This is a genomic window from Leeuwenhoekiella aestuarii (assembly GCF_004104055.1).
GTDB lineage: Bacteria > Bacteroidota > Bacteroidia > Flavobacteriales > Flavobacteriaceae > Leeuwenhoekiella > Leeuwenhoekiella aestuarii.
Map to the genome: position 1 here is coordinate 79,912 of NZ_QOVJ01000005.1, position 17,484 is coordinate 97,395.

At 38.0% G+C, this 17,484-nt stretch carries 20 protein-coding genes; 4 read left to right on the top strand and 16 right to left on the bottom strand.

The features are described 5' to 3' along the window. From rplX to rpsL, 16 genes are all read right to left on the bottom strand, one after another. Window positions 1-312: a 50S ribosomal protein L24 gene (rplX, locus tag DSM03_RS13420; RefSeq protein ID WP_128762274.1), complete on the bottom strand. Its 312-nt coding sequence runs from the start codon at window positions 310-312 to the stop codon at window positions 1-3. A 12-nt stretch (window positions 313-324) separates the two neighbouring features. Then, a complete protein-coding gene (rplN, locus tag DSM03_RS13425) occupies window positions 325-693 on the bottom strand; it encodes a 50S ribosomal protein L14 (protein ID WP_009779191.1) in 369 nt (122 codons plus the stop codon). A 2-nt stretch (window positions 694-695) separates the two neighbouring features. Beyond that, on the bottom strand, window positions 696-953 hold the full coding sequence (gene rpsQ / locus DSM03_RS13430) for a 30S ribosomal protein S17 (RefSeq protein ID WP_040533212.1): 258 nt from the start codon (window positions 951-953) through the stop codon (window positions 696-698). An 11-nt stretch (window positions 954-964) separates the two neighbouring features. Further along, entirely contained in the window at window positions 965-1,156 is a 192-nt protein-coding gene (gene rpmC / locus DSM03_RS13435; RefSeq protein ID WP_009779189.1) for a 50S ribosomal protein L29, read from the bottom strand. Window positions 1,157-1,167: 11 nt separating this feature from the next. Beyond that, on the bottom strand, window positions 1,168-1,590 hold the full coding sequence (gene rplP / locus DSM03_RS13440) for a 50S ribosomal protein L16 (protein WP_072984087.1): 423 nt from the start codon (window positions 1,588-1,590) through the stop codon (window positions 1,168-1,170). A gap of 19 nt (window positions 1,591-1,609) precedes the next feature. Beyond that, the gene (gene rpsC / locus DSM03_RS13445) at window positions 1,610-2,326 is read right to left on the bottom strand and encodes a 30S ribosomal protein S3 (RefSeq protein ID WP_128762275.1); all 717 of its coding nucleotides are present in this window, start codon (window positions 2,324-2,326) and stop codon (window positions 1,610-1,612) included. Window positions 2,327-2,329: 3 nt separating this feature from the next. Next, window positions 2,330-2,740: a 50S ribosomal protein L22 gene (gene rplV / locus DSM03_RS13450; protein WP_073100084.1), complete on the bottom strand. Its 411-nt coding sequence runs from the start codon at window positions 2,738-2,740 to the stop codon at window positions 2,330-2,332. A gap of 8 nt (window positions 2,741-2,748) precedes the next feature. Next, window positions 2,749-3,027, bottom strand: a complete 279-nt coding sequence (rpsS, locus tag DSM03_RS13455; RefSeq protein ID WP_128762276.1) for a 30S ribosomal protein S19 — start codon at window positions 3,025-3,027, stop codon at window positions 2,749-2,751. 6 nt (window positions 3,028-3,033) lie between these two features. Continuing rightward, window positions 3,034-3,858, bottom strand: coding sequence for a 50S ribosomal protein L2 (rplB, locus tag DSM03_RS13460; protein ID WP_128762277.1), 825 nt, complete (start codon window positions 3,856-3,858; stop codon window positions 3,034-3,036). Between the two features lie 9 nt (window positions 3,859-3,867). Next, on the bottom strand, window positions 3,868-4,158 hold the full coding sequence (rplW, locus tag DSM03_RS13465) for a 50S ribosomal protein L23 (protein WP_128762278.1): 291 nt from the start codon (window positions 4,156-4,158) through the stop codon (window positions 3,868-3,870). A gap of 4 nt (window positions 4,159-4,162) precedes the next feature. Beyond that, the gene (rplD, locus tag DSM03_RS13470) at window positions 4,163-4,792 is read right to left on the bottom strand and encodes a 50S ribosomal protein L4 (RefSeq protein ID WP_128762279.1); all 630 of its coding nucleotides are present in this window, start codon (window positions 4,790-4,792) and stop codon (window positions 4,163-4,165) included. Further along, window positions 4,792-5,403 carry a 50S ribosomal protein L3 gene (gene rplC, locus DSM03_RS13475; RefSeq protein ID WP_128762280.1) on the bottom strand — a complete coding sequence of 204 codons (612 nt, stop codon included), beginning with the start codon at window positions 5,401-5,403 and terminating at the stop codon, window positions 4,792-4,794. The genes rplD and rplC overlap by 1 nt, the downstream gene beginning before the upstream one ends. Window positions 5,404-5,560: 157 nt before the next feature. Continuing rightward, window positions 5,561-5,866, bottom strand: coding sequence for a 30S ribosomal protein S10 (rpsJ, locus tag DSM03_RS13480; protein ID WP_009779180.1), 306 nt, complete (start codon window positions 5,864-5,866; stop codon window positions 5,561-5,563). An 11-nt stretch (window positions 5,867-5,877) separates the two neighbouring features. Then, window positions 5,878-8,010, bottom strand: a complete 2,133-nt coding sequence (gene fusA, locus DSM03_RS13485) for an elongation factor G (protein ID WP_128762281.1) — start codon at window positions 8,008-8,010, stop codon at window positions 5,878-5,880. A gap of 6 nt (window positions 8,011-8,016) precedes the next feature. Further along, entirely contained in the window at window positions 8,017-8,493 is a 477-nt protein-coding gene (gene rpsG, locus DSM03_RS13490; RefSeq protein ID WP_073100077.1) for a 30S ribosomal protein S7, read from the bottom strand. Between the two features lie 23 nt (window positions 8,494-8,516). Beyond that, the gene (rpsL, locus tag DSM03_RS13495) at window positions 8,517-8,891 is read right to left on the bottom strand and encodes a 30S ribosomal protein S12 (RefSeq protein ID WP_009779177.1); all 375 of its coding nucleotides are present in this window, start codon (window positions 8,889-8,891) and stop codon (window positions 8,517-8,519) included. Window positions 8,892-9,059: 168 nt separating this feature from the next. Here rpsL and DSM03_RS13500 point away from each other — a divergent pair, with 168 nt between their 5' ends. The 4 genes from DSM03_RS13500 (at window position 9,060) to DSM03_RS13515 (ending at window position 17,083) form a co-directional block, all read left to right on the top strand. Next, complete coding sequence (locus DSM03_RS13500; protein WP_128762282.1) at window positions 9,060-10,751, top strand: BamA/TamA family outer membrane protein; 1,692 nt, start codon at window positions 9,060-9,062, stop codon at window positions 10,749-10,751. Between the two features lie 255 nt (window positions 10,752-11,006). Beyond that, the gene (locus DSM03_RS13505; RefSeq protein ID WP_236643950.1) at window positions 11,007-14,300 is read left to right on the top strand and encodes a SusC/RagA family TonB-linked outer membrane protein; all 3,294 of its coding nucleotides are present in this window, start codon (window positions 11,007-11,009) and stop codon (window positions 14,298-14,300) included. A gap of 52 nt (window positions 14,301-14,352) precedes the next feature. Continuing rightward, window positions 14,353-16,131 carry a SusD/RagB family nutrient-binding outer membrane lipoprotein gene (locus DSM03_RS13510; protein ID WP_128763229.1) on the top strand — a complete coding sequence of 593 codons (1,779 nt, stop codon included), beginning with the start codon at window positions 14,353-14,355 and terminating at the stop codon, window positions 16,129-16,131. Window positions 16,132-16,144: 13 nt separating this feature from the next. Then, window positions 16,145-17,083 carry a hypothetical protein gene (locus DSM03_RS13515; RefSeq protein ID WP_128762284.1) on the top strand — a complete coding sequence of 313 codons (939 nt, stop codon included), beginning with the start codon at window positions 16,145-16,147 and terminating at the stop codon, window positions 17,081-17,083. The last annotated feature ends 401 nt before the right edge of the window (window positions 17,084-17,484 follow it).

Here is a 17,484-nt window from a genome sequence, read left to right on the forward strand (position 1 = left end):
CTAAATTACTTCATTTGATTTTTTAGAAAAACGCACTTTCTTATCACCTTCCACACGATAACCTACACGAGTAGCATCACCATTACCATCAACTAATGACAGGTTAGAAATATGTAAAGCAGCTTCCTTCTTTGCGATACCACCTTGAGGATTAGAAGCACTTGGCTTCTCGTGTTTAGAAACTAAATTAATCCCCTCAACGATCGCTTTGTTCTTATCTTTAAATACACGCTGCACCTTACCTTCCTGACCTTTATGATCACCTGCAGTAACACGAACGGTATCTCCAACTTTTATTTTAAGCTTTGTCATCTTAATACTGTATTAAAGCACCTCTGGTGCTAATGATACAATCTTCATGAATTGTTTCTCACGAAGCTCTCTTGCAACAGGACCAAATACACGAGTACCGCGCATTTCTCCCTGAGCATTTAAAAGTACACAAGCATTATCATCAAAACGGATGTAAGATCCGTCAGGACGACGCACTTCTTTACGTGTACGCACAACTACTGCAGTAGAAACAGCACCTTTTTTAACTTGGCCGTTTGGAGTTGCATCCTTTACAGAAACAACAATCTTATCACCTACAGAAGCATATCTTCTCTTTGTACCTCCTAACACACGGATAGTCAAAACTTCTTTTGCCCCGGTGTTGTCAGCTACTCTTAACCTTGATTCTTGTTGTAACATAATTACTTAGCTCTTTCAATGATTTCTACAAGTCTCCAACTCTTAGATTTACTTAAAGGTCTAGTCTCCATGATCTTTACTGTATCTCCAATATTGCAGTCATTTTGCTCGTCGTGTGCTACGTATTTTTTCGTTTTTAAAACGAATTTACCATACATAGGGTGCTTTACTTTCTTAACCTCAGAAACCACAATAGATTTCTGCATTTTATTACTGGTAACGACACCTATACGTTCTTTTCTTAAATTTCTTTTTTCCATCTTAAGCAGCATTATTGTAATTCTCGTTTTGTAAGCTCAGTAGCGATACGCGCTACAGATCTTCTTAGACCTCTAAGCTGAATGGGATTTTCCAAAGGAGAAATAGCGTGAGCCATTTTTAAGTCTGAATAAGCTCTCTTAGCTTTTACTAACTCTTCCTGTAATTCTGCTACAGATAGTTCTTTTACTTCTGATTGTTTCATTTTTCTAGAATTTAGTCAGCTTGATAATCCCGAGCCACTACATATTTTGTTCTAACCGGAAGCTTCTGAGCAGCTAAACGTAACGCCTCACGCGCTACAGGCTCAGCAACACCCCCTATTTCAAAAAGCATTCTGCCAGGTTTAACGACAGCTGCCCAATATTCAACAGCACCTTTACCTTTACCCATACGTACTTCAAGAGGCTTCTTTGTGATAGGCTTATCAGGAAATATTCTAATCCATAATGAACCCTCACGCTTCATAAAACGTGTGGCAGCAATACGTGCAGCTTCTATTTGTCTTGACGTAAGAAAGTTAGAATCTAATGATTTGATACCAAAAGTACCATTAGAAAGCTGATGCCCTCTTCCGGCATTACCTTTCATACGACCCTTCTGTTGCTTACGGAATTTTGTCTTTTTAGGCTGTAACATCTTGTTTTACTTTAAAAAATTACTTTCTACGACGTGATTTTGGAGCACCAGATCCACGACCGCCCTTTCCTTGCTTCTTAGCAAGACCTACTAAAGGAGATAATTCTCTTTTACCGTAAACCTCACCTTTCATAATCCATACTTTAATACCCAATCTACCATAAGTAGTATGAGCTTCCACCAAAGCATAGTCTATATCAGCTCTGAATGTTGATAATGGAATACGACCATCTTTGTAAGATTCTGAACGCGCCATTTCAGCACCATTCAGACGACCTGAAATCTGTATCTTAATCCCCTCTGCGTTCATACGCATTGCAGCCGCAATTGCCATTTTAGTAGCACGACGATATGAGATACGATTTTCAATTTGACGGGCTACTGAGGAAGCAACCAAAAATGCGTCAAGTTCTGGACGTTTAATCTCAAAGATATTGATCTGAACCTCCTTATCTGTAATTTGTTTAAGTTCCTCTTTCAACTTGTCTACCTCTTGACCACCTTTCCCGATAATGATACCAGGACGAGCAGTAGTGATAGTAACGGTTACAAGCTTAAGCGTACGCTCAATAATTACTCTAGACACACTAGCTTTAGATAAACGAGCGTGAATATACTTTCTAATCTTATCGTCTTCGGCAAGTTTATCACCGTAGTCGTTACCACCATACCAGTTAGATTCCCATCCTCTGATAATACCTAGGCGATTCCCGATTGGATTTGTCTTCTGTCCCATTTATTATTTGCTTTGTGTGTTATCTTTAGCACCAAGCACAACTGTAACGTGGTTGCTGCGTTTTCTTATTCTATGTGCGCGACCTTGTGGTGCCGGACGAAGTCTTTTCAACATACTACCTCCATCTACACGGATCTCTTTAACAACTAAATCAGCATCTTCAATACTCGCATCTTCGTTTTTCTCTTGCCAGTTTGATATAGCAGAAAGAACCAACTTTTCTACACGACGAGAAGCCTCTTTATTACTAAATTTTAATATTTGAAGCGCCTTTTCTACTTTCTGACCACGTACAAGATCTGCAACTAAGCGCATCTTACGAGGAGAAGTAGGGCAGTTGTTCAGTTTTGCAAAGGCTACAGTTTTCTTAGCCTCTTTTCTCTGCTCTGCTCTTTCTTTTTTACGAACTCCCATAGCTTCAATTATTTTTTACCTTTATTTTTTGACCCTACATGACCTCTAAAAGATCGTGTTGGCGAAAATTCTCCTAACTTATGACCTACCATATTCTCAGTTACATAAACTGGAACAAACTGGCGACCGTTATGAACAGCTATAGTTTGACCAACGAAATCAGGAGTAATCATTGAAGCTCTTGACCAAGTTTTGATTACTGTCTTTTTATTAGCCTCTACATTAGCAGCAACTTTTTGCTCTAATTTATAGTGAACGTAAGGTCCTTTTTTTAATGAACGTGCCATATCTTATTATTTCTTTCTACGTTCTACAATATATTTATTACTCGCTTTCGTCTTAGTACGGGTTCTATAACCTTTAGCAGGTATACCGTTTCTAGAACGTGGGTGACCTCCAGAAGCACGACCTTCACCACCACCCATTGGGTGATCAACAGGGTTCATTACAACCGGTCTTGTACGTGGACGTCTACCTAACCAACGCTTTCTACCAGCCTTACCAGAAACGATAAGCTGATGATCACTGTTAGAAACTGCACCAATAGTAGCCATGCAGTTAGCAAGAATCAATCTTGTTTCACCAGAAGGCAACTTAACAGTTGCAAATTTTCCGTCACGAGCCATTAACTGTGCAAACGCCCCAGCACTACGAGCCATAATAGCTCCTTGCCCCGGACGTAATTCTATACAAGAAATAATAGTACCTAATGGAATATCAGACAAAGGCATAGCGTTCCCTATCTCAGGAGCCGAACCAGATCCAGAAACAACGTTCTGATCCACCTGCAAACCATTTGGCGCGATAATGTAACGCTTCTCTCCATCTTGATAATTCAAAAGCGCAATAAAAGCAGTACGATTAGGATCATACTCAATGCTCGCTACAGTTGCAGGAACACCTTCTTTATTTCTTTTAAAATCAATAACGCGGTAGCGTTTTTTATGACCACCACCCTTATAGCGCATGGTCATTTTTCCTTGACTGTTTCTCCCTCCAGACTTTTTAATCGGAGCCAATAGGCTTTTTTCCGGCTTATCAGTAGTAATGGCGTCAAACCCATTAACTACTCTAAATCGCTGTCCTGGAGTGATCGGTTTTAATTTTCTTACTGACATTTGTTTGTCTTAAATGTTACTATAAAAATCAATCACATCACCTTCCGCCACCTGTACAATAGCCTTCTTAAAGCCTTTTGTTTTACCAGTGATCATACCAGATTTTGTAAACTTGGTATTACGATCTGGGCGAACGTTCATTGTTCTTACTTTAATTACCGAAACACCATAAGTCGCCTCTACAGCGTTTTTAATTTCGATCTTATTCGAACCGGGATTTACTTCAAAGGTATAACGGCTGTTAAGCTCACTATCCGATGTAGCTTTTTCGGTAATCACGGGTTTTATTAAAATACTCATGTTGTTACTTACTTAAAGTTTGCTCAATTTCTTCTAGAGATCCTTCCAAAAACACCACATTATTTGCATTCATAATTTTGTAAGTGCTTAATTCTGAACTCATTATAACCTCAGAGGTCTTCAAATTGCGTGACGACAAATATACATTATTATTTGAAGCGCCCAACACAAACAAAGACTTTTTATTATCTAAGCCTAAGGCTTTTACAACGTCAACAAAATCTTTAGTTTTTGGAGCATCAAAATTGAAATCCTCAACTACTAAAATCGCTTTATCATTTGCTTTCAATGTAAGAGCAGAACGGCGGGCTAAACGCTTAAGACCTTTATTCAATTTGAATGAATAATTACGAGGCCTAGGACCGAACATTCTACCACCACCTTTAAACACACCAGATTTGATACTACCAGCACGAGCTGTACCCGTACCCTTTTGTTTCTTTATCTTACGTGTACTACCTGCGATCTCTGCACGCTCTTTAGATTTGTGCGTACCTTGTCTTTTATTGGCAAGGTGTTGCTTTACATCTAAATAAATAGCATGGTCATTAGGCTCTATTGCAAAAATAGCGTCAGAAAGGTTTGCCTCTCTCCCTATTTCTTTTCCTTTGATATCAACTACTGCTACTTTCATTATCTTTCAATAATTACATAAGAATTTTTGTGACCTGGCACACAACCTTTCACCACAAGCAGGTTCTTTTCAGCAACCACCTTTAAAACTCTTAAATTTTGAACTTTTACTCGCTCATTCCCCATTTGACCAGCCATACGCATACCTTTAAATACACGAGCTGGGTAAGATGCCGCACCGATAGAACCAGGAGCTCTCAAACGGTTATGCTGACCGTGGGTAGACTGACCTACACCACCAAATCCATGACGCTTTACTACACCTTGAAAACCTTTACCTTTAGAGGTACCAGCTATATCTACAAACTGACCTTCTTTAAAGACTTCTACAGTTACTGCATCTCCTAATTTGTACTCACCTTCAAATTCTTGGAACTCGACAACTTTGCGCTTTGCAACTGTACCTGCTTTCTTGGCGTGACCTTGAGCAGCTTTATTTGCAGTCTTTGCGTCATCGAAACCTAACTGAAGGGCACTATACCCGTCAACCTCTTCGGTTCTGACTTGGGTAACAACGCAGGGACCTGCTTCGATCACAGTACAAGGAATGTTCTTCCCATTCTCGTCAAAGATGCTGGTCATACCTACTTTTTTTCCAATTAACCCAGACATATTAATTAATATTGATTATTACTAGTTTACTTATTTATTGTTTGGCTTTCGCCGAAATAAAACAGGGTCAAAATACGTTCGACCCTGAATGTATTTTTATCCGTTTTTCCCTCGCCCGCAGCTTAGGACATGTTTATTCCGCCATGCGGAAATCAAACTATACTTTAATCTCTACTTCAACCCCACTAGGCAATTCAAGCTTCATTAACGCATCAATGGTTTTTGAAGATGAACTGTAGATATCAAGTAAGCGCTTATAAGAGCTAAGCTCAAACTGCTCACGAGATTTCTTGTTTACGTGTGGAGAACGCAATACAGTAAAGATTTTTTTGTGAGTAGGGAGTGGGATTGGCCCAGTCACTACAGCACCGGTACTTTTTACCGTTTTTACGATTTTTTCAGCAGACTTATCTACTAAGTTATGATCGTAAGATTTAAGTTTTATTCTGATTTTCTGACTCATTTCTTAGTAAATTAAGCGTTAGCAGTTCCTTTTGCCGCAGCGATAACTTCTTCAGATACATTAGAAGGAGTTTCTGCATAATGTGAAAATTCCATAGTAGAAGTTGCTCGACCAGAAGAGAGCGTACGTAATGTAGTAACATAACCAAACATCTCAGACAATGGTACAGTTGCTTTCACAACTTTTGCACCAGCACGGTCACCCATACTACTCATCTGACCACGACGACGGTTAAGGTCACCTACGATATCACCCATATTTTCCTCAGGAGTAATAACTTCAACTTTCATTATAGGCTCAAGCACAACAGCACCAGCAGCTTTAGCAGCAGCCTTGAATCCCATTTTAGCAGCAAGCTCAAAAGACAATGCATCAGAATCCACAGGGTGGAAAGAACCATCCTTAAGTGTAACTTTCATTGCATCAACTTCAAAACCAGCCAAAGGACCATTGATCATCGCAGCTTTAAAACCTTTCTCTACAGATGGTATATATTCTTTAGGAACGTTACCACCTTTTACCATATTCACAAATTCAAGACCTACTTTACCTTCTTCTGCAGGCTCTAGAGTAAATACAATATCAGCAAATTTACCGCGACCACCAGATTGTTTCTTGTAAACCTCTCTATGATCAGCAACTCTTGTAATAGCTTCTTTATATTCTACTTGTGGCTGACCTTGACTCACTTCCACCTTAAACTCACGCTTAAGACGATCTACAATAATATCTAAGTGCAACTCGCCCATACCAGAAATAATAGTCTGACCTGACGCCTCATCCGTACGAACCTGGAAAGTAGGATCCTCTTCAGCTAATTTAGCTAAAGCCATACCCAACTTATCAACATCCGCCTTAGTTTTAGGCTCAACAGCAATACCAATTACAGGATCAGGAAAGTCCATACTTTCAAGAACGATTGGATGCTTTTCATCAGACAAAGTATCACCGGTCTTGATGTCCTTAAACCCTACTGCAGCACCTATATCTCCAGCTTCGATAAAGTCAATTGCATTTTGCTTATTAGCATGCATTTGATAAATACGAGAGATACGCTCTTTATTTCCTGAACGATTGTTCAATACGTAAGATCCAGCATCCAACCTACCTGAGTAGCTACGGAAAAATGCTAAACGACCCACGAAAGGATCTGTAGCAATTTTAAATGCAAGAGCAGCAAATGGAGCAGTCACATCTGGCTTACGGATTTCTTCTTTTTCAGTATTTGGATTAACACCTTTAATACCCTCCTTATCCATTGGAGATGGCAAATAACGACATACAGCATCTAACAAGAACTGCACACCTTTATTCTTAAAGGCAGAACCACAAATCATTGGAATGATAGACATATCCATTACAGCAGCACGAAGAGCAGCATGCACTTCATCTTCAGTAATAGAATCTTCATCTTCCATATATTTCTCAAGTAAATTCTCATCGTAAGCAGCAACCTCTTCGATTAGCATACCACGGTATTTCTTTACTTCAGCCTTAAGCTCTTCAGGAATTTCAACAACATCAAAGGTAGCACCCTGAGTCTCATCATGCCATACTACAGCACGATTCTTAACGAGGTCAATAATCCCTCTAAAATCCGCTTCATCACCAATAGGCAAAACGATAGGCACCGCATTAGAACCTAACATCTCTTTTACCTGCTTACAAACCTCAAGAAAATTAGACCCCTGACGATCCATTTTATTCACAAAGCCCATACGAGGGACTTTGTAGTTATCTGCAAGTCTCCAGTTTGTTTCAGACTGTGGCTCAACACCATCAACCGCACTAAACAAAAACACTAAACCATCAAGAACACGTAAAGAACGGTTCACCTCTACAGTAAAATCAACGTGTCCCGGAGTGTCAATAATATTGAAGTTATAATCTTTAGTCTCTGGAAGCGGCTGAGCATTTTCCATAGGAAACTTCCACGTACAAGTTGTAGCAGCCGAAGTAATTGTAATACCACGCTCCTGCTCTTGCTCCATCCAGTCCATAGTAGCTGCACCATCGTGCACCTCACCTATTTTATGACTTACACCGGTATAATAAAGTATACGCTCTGTTGTTGTGGTCTTACCCGCATCAATATGAGCCGCAATACCTATATTTCTAGTAAATTTTAAATCTCTTTGTGCCATTTTTTTTTAGAATCTAAAGTGAGAGAATGCTTTGTTTGCTTCTGCCATTTTATGAGTATCTGTACGCTTCTTAACAGCAGCACCTTCTTCTTTAGCAGCAGCTAATACTTCTGCAGCTAATTTAGAAGCCATCGATTTTTCATTACGCTTTCTTGAAAAGCTAATCAACCACTTCATTGCAGTAGAAATCTTACGATCTGGTCTAATCTGCATTGGGATTTGAAAGGTTGCTCCACCCACTCTACGACTACGCACTTCTACGTGAGGCATAACATTAGATAACGCATCTTTCCAAACTTCTAAAGCTGTTTTCTCGTCGTTGTTTTTCTTTTCCTCTACGATATCCATTGCATCGTAAAAGATTTTAAAGGCTACCGACTTTTTACCGTCCCACATCATCATGTTTACAAAACGCGTAACCAGCTGATCGTTAAAACGAGGATCTGGTAAAAGTGGTCTCTTTTTGGCCTGTCTTTTTCTCATTTCTTCTCTTTAAAAGTTTTTAATTACTTCTTAGGGCGTTTTGCTCCATACTTAGAACGACGCTGTAGTCTTCCCTGAACACCTGCGGTATCCAAAGCTCCACGTACAATGTGATATCTAACACCTGGCAAATCTTTTACCCTTCCGCCTCTAACCAATACTATCGAGTGCTCTTGTAAATTGTGACCCTCACCACCAATGTATGCATTCACCTCTTTACCGTTAGTCAATCTAACACGCGCTACTTTACGCATCGCAGAGTTAGGTTTCTTAGGTGTAGTAGTGTACACACGGGTACAAACCCCGCGGCGTTGTGGGCACGAATCTAAAGCAGCCGATTTACTCTTCTTGGTTATCTTGGCTCTTCCTTTTCGTACTAATTGTGAAATTGTTGGCATAATTTCCTTTACCTAAATTATAGTTATTCTAATAGCCCCTTTTCTAAGGGCTCGCAAAGGTATAAAATAAATTGAGTAATTCAACACATAAATCATTAATTTTCAAAGGTATTTTATTATAATAGGTATTTACCAAAAAACACTACAAACCAAATCCAAAATAAACACTTGAAGCAAAAGCAATTTTCACGCAATCTACTTTTAGCTACCTACCTATTAAGCCTATGTTCGGCTTTTTCACAGAATATTTCTTTAGAAATTATCACTAATTCTAAATCAGAAGACAGCCTCATCTCAAAATATTTTCAAAATATTGAATTTGCCTCTTTTATTGAGATGACCGAAGAAATAAACCAAACAAAGAATAAACTTTACCTAGAAGGCTATCTTCAACATAAGTTCTACAACCTAAAAAAGAAGTCAAAAGAGAACTATAGTGTAGAATTTTTAAGCAAAAAAAAAACTAACCAGATTACCTTATATATATATGACATAAAAACATTGGATTATTTATCAGATCTTGATTACACTATTTCTAAAAACTCAATCGAAATAAATCCTCAAGAAATCCGCGAAATCCTCCCCAGACTAACGCAAAACGCCGCAGAAACAGGCAACCCGCTAACCACATTTCAAGTAATAAATATTTTAGCATCAAAAAAAGGCATTTCTGCAGAGCTAAAAGTCAACAGAAAAGACAACAGAAACCTTACAAAGGTCGTCATCAAAGGATACACCAAGTTCCCGCAAAGCTTTATTAAACACCAAGCCAAACTAAAAACCCCAGTTCTTTTTCAAAAAAAGAAAATCCTAGACAAGACAAAAACCTTGGAAGAATTAGACTTTATATTATTCAGCAAAGCCCCTGAGTTACAATTCAAAAAAGACAGCACATCATTATACCTATATATAGACAAAAAAAACGCAAATACACTTGAGGGATTTTTAGGTTTTAGCTCTAACGAAGATGAATCAATTTTGAGACTCGCCGGCTACTTAAACTTAAACCTACTAAACAACTTCAATCAAGGAGAACGAATAAACCTAACTTACAAAAGCAATGGCGAGAACCAACAAATTTTAAACCTAAACACAAACCTCCCCTTTCTTTTTAAAAGCCCAATCAGCCTTTCTGCAGGAATTAACATCTTCAGACAAGACAGCACATTTTCTAACGCATCACAAACTTTAGAAACCTCATTAAGCATCACTAAAAACACATTCATCTCAACCTCACTAGAGCTTGAACAATCAACGACATCACAAAACACAGAGAATACATATACTGAACCTTACAAAAAACAAATCTATTCAGGAAAACTCAGCTATAGCAAAAAAAGAAACTCACCCCTGCAACCACAATCAGCTTACCTAGAATTTATCACAGGAACTGCTTTTAGAAAAACACAAGCCCGCAACACCACCAATCAAATTATCGCCAGTTTAAATGCAGCATATAATTTCAAATTAAACTCAAGCCACAGCCTTTACCTAAACAATCAAACAGCGATATTAAAATCCACTAATTACCTTGATAATGAATTATTTCGATTTGGCGGAATCAACAACATTAGAGGATTTAAAGAAAACAGCCTATCTGCAAATTTATACACAACCCTTCAAACAGAGTACAGATATTCCCCAAATCAAAAAATCTACGTAAACACGATCATTGATGCCGCGTACTACGAAAATAACCTCAACAATCAAGAAGCTATATTATACAGTTTTGGGTTAGGAACTTCTCTTTTAACAAAAGCTGGAATATTAAAACTAAACTTAGCTACCGGCATTCACAATAATCAAAAATTCGAGTTATCAAACTCAATTCTACACTTAACATTAATCGCTAATTTTTAACTAAAAAAGCATTATTAATTAAAAAAACACCCCAACTAAATAATTAGTTAAATAACCATTTTTAATGTAAAAAATACGTTAATAATCGTTAATATTAATACATTCTCAACTTAATATGCTAAAATTTAAAAATATCTTTAATTAACACTTTAGCTTCATTAAATTAACAAAAATTTAAAAAATAACATCTATTTATTTGTTTTGATTCTTTTTTTTAATCATTTTTAGCGTGGCTAATTCAAATAAATATTAAACATGAAAAAACGATTACAAGGATTTCTAATGCTATTCTTAGTATTAGTTGTGCAGTTTTCTTTTGCACAAACCAGAACAATCTCTGGAACGGTAACCGATGATAGTGGTGTTCCACTACCTGGTGTTAATGTCCTAATTTCTGGAACAACTACCGGAACTCAAACTGACTTTGACGGATTGTATTCTATTGAAGCATCAACAGGTGATGTGCTTACTTTTAGTTATGTTGGATTTACACCACAGGATGCAAAAATTGGAGCTTCATCTACGGTGAATATTCAGATGCAAGCTGGAGAATCTCTTGAAGAAGTAGTAGTTACTGCACAAGGTATCAAGAGAGAAAAGAAAGCTCTTGGTTATGCAGTTAGCGAGGTTGCTTCTGAGGATTTAGAGCAAAGGCCTGAATCTGATGTCGCAAGGGTTCTTTCCGGTAAAGCTTCCGGGGTTGAGATTACTGCTCAAAACGGAACCTCAGGATCCGCAACTAACGTTGTAATTAGGGGTTACACTTCTATCAATGGGAGCAATCAAGCACTTTTTGTTGTAGATGGAGTTCCTTTTAGCAGTGGAACAAACTCTCAAGACAACTTTGTTAACGGTAACGTAGGTTCAAGTCGATTCTTAGACATCGACCCTAACAACATTGCCAGCATAACCGTTCTTAAAGGACTTGCTGCTGCAACGCTTTATGGAACAGACGGTAGAAATGGTGTCATATTGATAACAACAAAAGCAAATAGCGGGCAAGCAAGCAAAAAGAAGACTGAAATCACTTTAAATCAATCTTTCTTTTTCAATGAAATTGCTTCTCTCCCGGATTATCAACAATCGTATGGAGGGGGATTCAATCAGTCTTTTGGGTGGTTCTTTAGTAACTATGGTCCAAATTTCAGTCCTAATGGAGTTGATGGCTATCTAAATGATCCTGCAGGAATAGTTGACGCTAACGGGAATGTTCCTCATCCATATTCTACAAACTCATTTCTAAGTAACTTTCTTGGCGGAGACAATGAACTATTCCAATCTTTTCAAGGCGTAGATTACGCTTATAAACCATATGCGAGTGTTAAAAATTTCTTCAGAACAGGAAGCGTAAGTAACACCTCTTTAAACATTAGGGGAGGTTCTGATGACGGCAATATGTCTTTCAATGTAAACTTTGGTCATACTGACGACGAAGGGTTTACACCCGGAAACAGCCTTACAAGAAATACGCTTTCAGTAGGTGGTCGCGCTAAACTAAGTAATAGATTTACAGTAACCGGTATATTAAACTACTCTAGAAGTAATTTTGTAACCCCACCAGTGGCTGCAAGTGATGGTAATGCCAACTATGGTCTTTCAGTTTTTGGCCAAGTATTCTTTACCCCTATTAGTGTTGACTTAATGAACCTTCCTTTTGAAATTCCTGAAACAGGAGGAAGTATTTATTATCGTAATGGTAATGATATTGTAAATCCACGATGGATTGTTGCTAATGCTCAGAACGGGCAGCTAACCAACCGTGTATTTGGTAATGCTCAGTTATCTTATGAGTTTAACGATAATGTAAGTGTTTTATATCGCGGAGGTATTGATATCTATAATGAAAGAAACCACTCATATTCAAACAAAGGTGGTGTAAATAGTGACGCAGATAGATTTGGATATTATAACACTTGGGATAATAACTCAACAACATTTAATCATTATGCTGCTATATCTGGTAACTATGATTTAACTGCAGATCAAAAGCTAAACGTTAGCTTTCTTTTGGGAGGAAGTTCTTTAGGAGAGTATTTTGACCAACAAGGTGTTGCAAGCTCAAGCCAGATAGTATACAATGTTCAAAGACATTTCAACTTTGAAAACCAACTTCCTATTCAAAGTACTGTAGAGAGAAATACTATAGGTTTATTCGGTGATTTGTCGTTTGAATATGACAGTTTCTTATATCTTTCTTTATCAGGAAGAAATGACTGGATTTCAAACTTAATTGCAGAAAACAACAGTCAGTTCTATCCAAGTGTAAGCGCCTCTTTTATTCCCACATCAGCTTTTGAAGGTTTTGGAAATGGTAATAGTATAGGACTTAACTACCTTAAATTAAGAGCAGGTCTTGGCTCTTCGGCTGGCTTCCCTTCTGGATACCCTACCGTTAACACAATAGGTCAGTCAACTCAAGTTGGAGGTGGGGCCATAGGCGGACCTTCAGGAATTGTAACCAATACTGTTAGTAACAGCTTAGCAAACCCACAATTGCTACCAGAACTTATCAGCGAATGGGAAGTTGGTTTTGATGCTCGATTATTAAAAAATCGCTTAGATATTAGCTTATCGTATTATGATCGCACAACAAAAAACCTGATTGTAGGTAGACCATTATCTCCGTCATCAGGATATACTGGAACAAGTGATAATATTGGAAAAGTTGAAGGCACAGGCTGGGAAGCTGATTTAGGCATTGACATCTTTAAAAGTTCTGAAGCTGGAGGCTTTAATTGGAATTCTCGTGTAAATTTCACCACAAACAAACAGATCGTAACAGAACAAGCTAGTGATCAAATAGTCTATGCAGGCTTTTCTGACTTAGGTAATGCCGCTATTGAAGGAGAACAGTTAGGTGTAATTGTAGGTAGTCGAGTATTAAGAGACGATAATGGCAATTTTGTTGTTGGTAATGACGGCTTTTATGTATCTGAGACACAAATCGCAATTGATGCTAATAACAATGAAGTTCCTGTAGGAACTGAAGGTTCACGTGCAATTGCTCCAATCATCGGTAATCCCAACCCGGATTATGTAATGAACTTCATCAATTCTATTTCTTATAAAAACTTAACATTAGGTTTTCAAATAAGCCATGTGAGCGGTGGAGATATCTATTCTCAAACCATTGCTACATTATTAGGCCGTGGTTTAATCAATCCAGATCGTAGAGAGCCATTTATACTTCCGGGAGTTTTAGCTGACGGAACACCAAATAGAAAACAATTAGATAACTCTTCATTCTATTTTGACAATGTTCTTTTTGGTCCTAGTGAGTTACAAATATATGACGCATCGGTTATACGCTTAAAAGAACTATCTCTTAGTTATAATATGCCAAAGAAATGGTTGGAAAGCACTCCATTTGGAAATCTCTCAATTACGGCTGCAGGATATAACTTATGGTATGATGCCTATAACACTCCAGAACGTGCAAACTTTGATCCTAACGTAGCTGGAATTGGTGTTGGTAATGGACGAGGGTTTGACTACTTAAACGGACCTAGTTCTATAAGATATGGTTTAAGTGTTAAAGCTACATTCTAAGAAAACGTAGAGGCAAATATTTAATTAAAGCATCTACTCAAAAAATTTAAACATGAAAAAAACATATAATATTTTAGTTATAGTTTTTCTTTTAGGATTAACCGTCTTTCAAAGCTGTGAAACGGTTGAATTGGAAAAATTAGAAAACCCTAACTCTTTGAGCCCAGACCAGGCCAATCCCACGTTATTGTTCAACAATGTGCAATTGAGTTACAGAAACGGCGTAAGCTCTTTCAATAATATAGGAGCTCAGCTATCACGAATAGATCAAATGAGTGGGCGAATATATTTTAATAATTATGGAGGAGGCTCCCTGAATGGTGCCTGGAACAATTTATTCAGCAGTATGAATCCAGACATAAGTGTAATTGAAGAATTAAATGAAGATGGTTCATATGATTATTTACTAGGAGCCTCTAAGGCGATGCAAGCCCACTTAATGATGTTATTAGTTGACTATCTAGGTGATATTGTATGGAGCCAAGCAAATATGCCATTAGAATTTCCAGATCCGGCTATCGATGATGATGAAGCAGTTTATCAAGCAGCTCTAGCTCTTTTAGACGACGCCACCTCACTTATGCAAGGCGCAAGTTTAGGTACAGCTACAGACCTTTATTACGAGGGAGACTCTACCAAATGGATTAAGTTTATCAACACTTTAAAAATGCGTGCAGCATTAACAACTGGAGATTACACTGGAGTCATAAATGCCACTAATGTTATTGAAACTGAAGAGGATAATTTTGCATTTGCATACGGAACAAACCTTCAACAGCCAGATACCAGACACCCTGATTATGCCAGTGATTACACAGATAGTGGCGCTAATCTTTATAGATCAAATTGGCTAATGAACTTGATGGCCGGAGAACTAGGTGATATTACCGGAGATGATGATCCTCGCAGAAGGTATTACTTCTATAGACAAGCCGGTGTTACACCAGGAAGTTTTACCAATATGCTTTTTGAAGGGAATAATCTATTCTATATCTACCCTGATGCTTTAGGAGCTTCAACTGAAGATGCACAAACATTAGCCTGCTCAGTTCAAGACACACCTGCTCACCTTCAGTTCACTGAGGAAGAAAATTACTGGTGTTCTATGAGACTTGGCTATTGGGGAAGAGTGCATGGTAATAACGAAGGTATTCCACCAGATTCATTCGGTAGAACTGCTACTGGCGTTTATCCAGCAGGTGGAAGATTCGACGATAATTTAGATTGGATTATTCTAAATGCAGCCCAAACAGAATTAACTTTTTACGATGCAGCAGTAGGTTTAGGCCTTGGAGCAGGTGGTGCTGGAATAGAACCTATTATCCTTTCTTCATTTGTAGAGTTTTGGAGAGCTGAAGCTTACACGATGCTTCAACGAGATGCAGAAGCCGCAAGTGCAATAGAAGCCGGGGTTACAGAATCAGTTAATTATGTAACTTCTTTTAAAGACACAACAGCTGATCTATCACTAGAACCTACAGCAGACGAAATTTCTGATTTCATTGACGCCACTGTTCAAGAATTTACTGATGCACCACGAACAACAGGTTTAGATGCTCAAGGCTGGCCAATAGAAAAAGCAAAATTGGATATTTTAGGAGAACAATTCTTTATCGCAATGTATGGTGGCGGAGCTGACGGCTTTAATTTTATCAGACGCACAGGGTATCCAAGAACTCTTGCCCGAAACATAGATCCAAACCCAGGCCCTTTCCCCAGAACGTTACTTTACCCTTCTGATGAAGTAAACGCAAATCCTAACTTAAATCAGAGACAGGATAACCTAACTCAGGTATTTTGGGATTCTGGAGTAACTAATCCTGCAAACTAAAAATTTAATGAAGATGAAAAACATATATAAATACATATTAATGCTCGGGCTTGTCTTCAATGCAATCTCATGTGACGAAGATCCTGATAATGCAATTTACACAGTATTAGATTATGAGAAAGGTGCCGCTTTGAGAACTATTGAAGTAATCAATGCCTCATTAAATTCAAGCGATCCAAGCTCCACTTTTGCTGTAACTGTTGAAGAACAGGACGCTCAAGATGGAGGTCTTATGGAAAGTGTAGACATCTATGTCGCTCTTAGAGATCTTTCTCCAGACAACGGAACTACAGATCCAAACAGAAGTCTTGTAAAAACAATTGCAGCCTCAGAATTTTCAGAAGGGCCAGTAGGATTACCTAGAGCGACTTTAACCGTTACATTCGGAGAAGCAGTTGCAGCAATGGGAATCTCTGATAGTGATTACACCGCAGGTGATGTTTTTATAGTAGATCTTGTTCTTAATCTTACAGACGGACGTTCATTAGGCCCAGAGAGTAGCTCCGGAGTGTTAACAGGCGTCTTCTTTAAGGCTCCTTTTCAATACAATGCACTATTAACTTGTTCCCCTGAACCAGGAGATTACACAGTTAGAATGTTTGATTCGTATGGAGACGGCTGGCAAACAGATTGTGGTAACGGAGGATCTGGTATTACTATAGTTCTTGATAACAGCACATTAGAAGTAGGGCTATGCTCTCCTTATAGTGGCTGTGACGGTGCTTTTTTAAATAATAGCACCGGAGGCTGTACACCAAATGATGGATCTTCAGGAGTAGCAACCGTCACTATACCAGAAGGAACATTAAGCGCAGAATGGAATTTCCCAGGAGATAATTATGGCGAAATAAGATTTGAAGTTTATGCTCCTAATGGTGATTTAGTTTATGACTCTGGTGACTTTGGAGAGCAAGCATCTGGTTTACTACCAATTACCGTTTGTGCTCAATAGACAATCAAAATTAACCACGTAGACTATCAGCCAATAGTCGAATAGAAAGCCTGCAATCTAGATTGCAGGCTTTCTTATTTCTAAATGAAGTAGTATACCATAAAAAATTAACCTCATTTAATACGATATATTCAAATTGACACATTATTAAAACGAACAGCAAAACGAAATCGATATATACAAACCTATAATTACCAAAAATTATACGCAGAAAAGTCTAAAGTACAGATATTTATAAATTCTATTTAACGCTACATTAAGAATACGCAATTGAACACTTAAAAAACCATATAAAATTGAATTATTCCTACTATTTGAAGCTTTAAAGCAAATTATTATCAAGGCTTCGTTAAACTTTTAAGAGAAATAAATTGTTTATTGAATATTATTTATACAAATTC

Coding starts and splice junctions, on each gene's coding strand:
- rpsC (WP_128762275.1), bottom strand. CDS start 2,326: ATGGGACAGAAGACAAATCCAATCGGGAATCGCCTAGGTATTATCAGA.
- DSM03_RS13505 (WP_236643950.1), top strand. CDS start 11,007: ATGAAAAAACGATTACAAGGATTTCTAATGCTATTCTTAGTATTAGTT.
- rplP (WP_072984087.1), bottom strand. CDS start 1,590: ATGTTACAGCCTAAAAAGACAAAATTCCGTAAGCAACAGAAGGGTCGT.
- rplW (WP_128762278.1), bottom strand. CDS start 4,158: ATGAGTATTTTAATAAAACCCGTGATTACCGAAAAAGCTACATCGGAT.
- rpsQ (WP_040533212.1), bottom strand. CDS start 953: ATGGAAAAAAGAAATTTAAGAAAAGAACGTATAGGTGTCGTTACCAGT.
- rpsG (WP_073100077.1), bottom strand. CDS start 8,493: ATGAGAAAAAGACAGGCCAAAAAGAGACCACTTTTACCAGATCCTCGT.
- rplD (WP_128762279.1), bottom strand. CDS start 4,792: ATGAAAGTAGCAGTAGTTGATATCAAAGGAAAAGAAATAGGGAGAGAG.
- rpsS (WP_128762276.1), bottom strand. CDS start 3,027: ATGGCACGTTCATTAAAAAAAGGACCTTACGTTCACTATAAATTAGAG.
- rplX (WP_128762274.1), bottom strand. CDS start 312: ATGACAAAGCTTAAAATAAAAGTTGGAGATACCGTTCGTGTTACTGCA.
- fusA (WP_128762281.1), bottom strand. CDS start 8,010: ATGGCACAAAGAGATTTAAAATTTACTAGAAATATAGGTATTGCGGCT.
- rplB (WP_128762277.1), bottom strand. CDS start 3,858: ATGTCAGTAAGAAAATTAAAACCGATCACTCCAGGACAGCGATTTAGA.
- rplN (WP_009779191.1), bottom strand. CDS start 693: ATGTTACAACAAGAATCAAGGTTAAGAGTAGCTGACAACACCGGGGCA.
- DSM03_RS13515 (WP_128762284.1), top strand. CDS start 16,145: ATGAAAAACATATATAAATACATATTAATGCTCGGGCTTGTCTTCAAT.
- DSM03_RS13510 (WP_128763229.1), top strand. CDS start 14,353: ATGAAAAAAACATATAATATTTTAGTTATAGTTTTTCTTTTAGGATTA.
- rplC (WP_128762280.1), bottom strand. CDS start 5,403: ATGTCTGGGTTAATTGGAAAAAAAGTAGGTATGACCAGCATCTTTGAC.
- rpsL (WP_009779177.1), bottom strand. CDS start 8,891: ATGCCAACAATTTCACAATTAGTACGAAAAGGAAGAGCCAAGATAACC.
- rplV (WP_073100084.1), bottom strand. CDS start 2,740: ATGGGAGTTCGTAAAAAAGAAAGAGCAGAGCAGAGAAAAGAGGCTAAG.
- rpsJ (WP_009779180.1), bottom strand. CDS start 5,866: ATGAGTCAGAAAATCAGAATAAAACTTAAATCTTACGATCATAACTTA.
- rpmC (WP_009779189.1), bottom strand. CDS start 1,156: ATGAAACAATCAGAAGTAAAAGAACTATCTGTAGCAGAATTACAGGAA.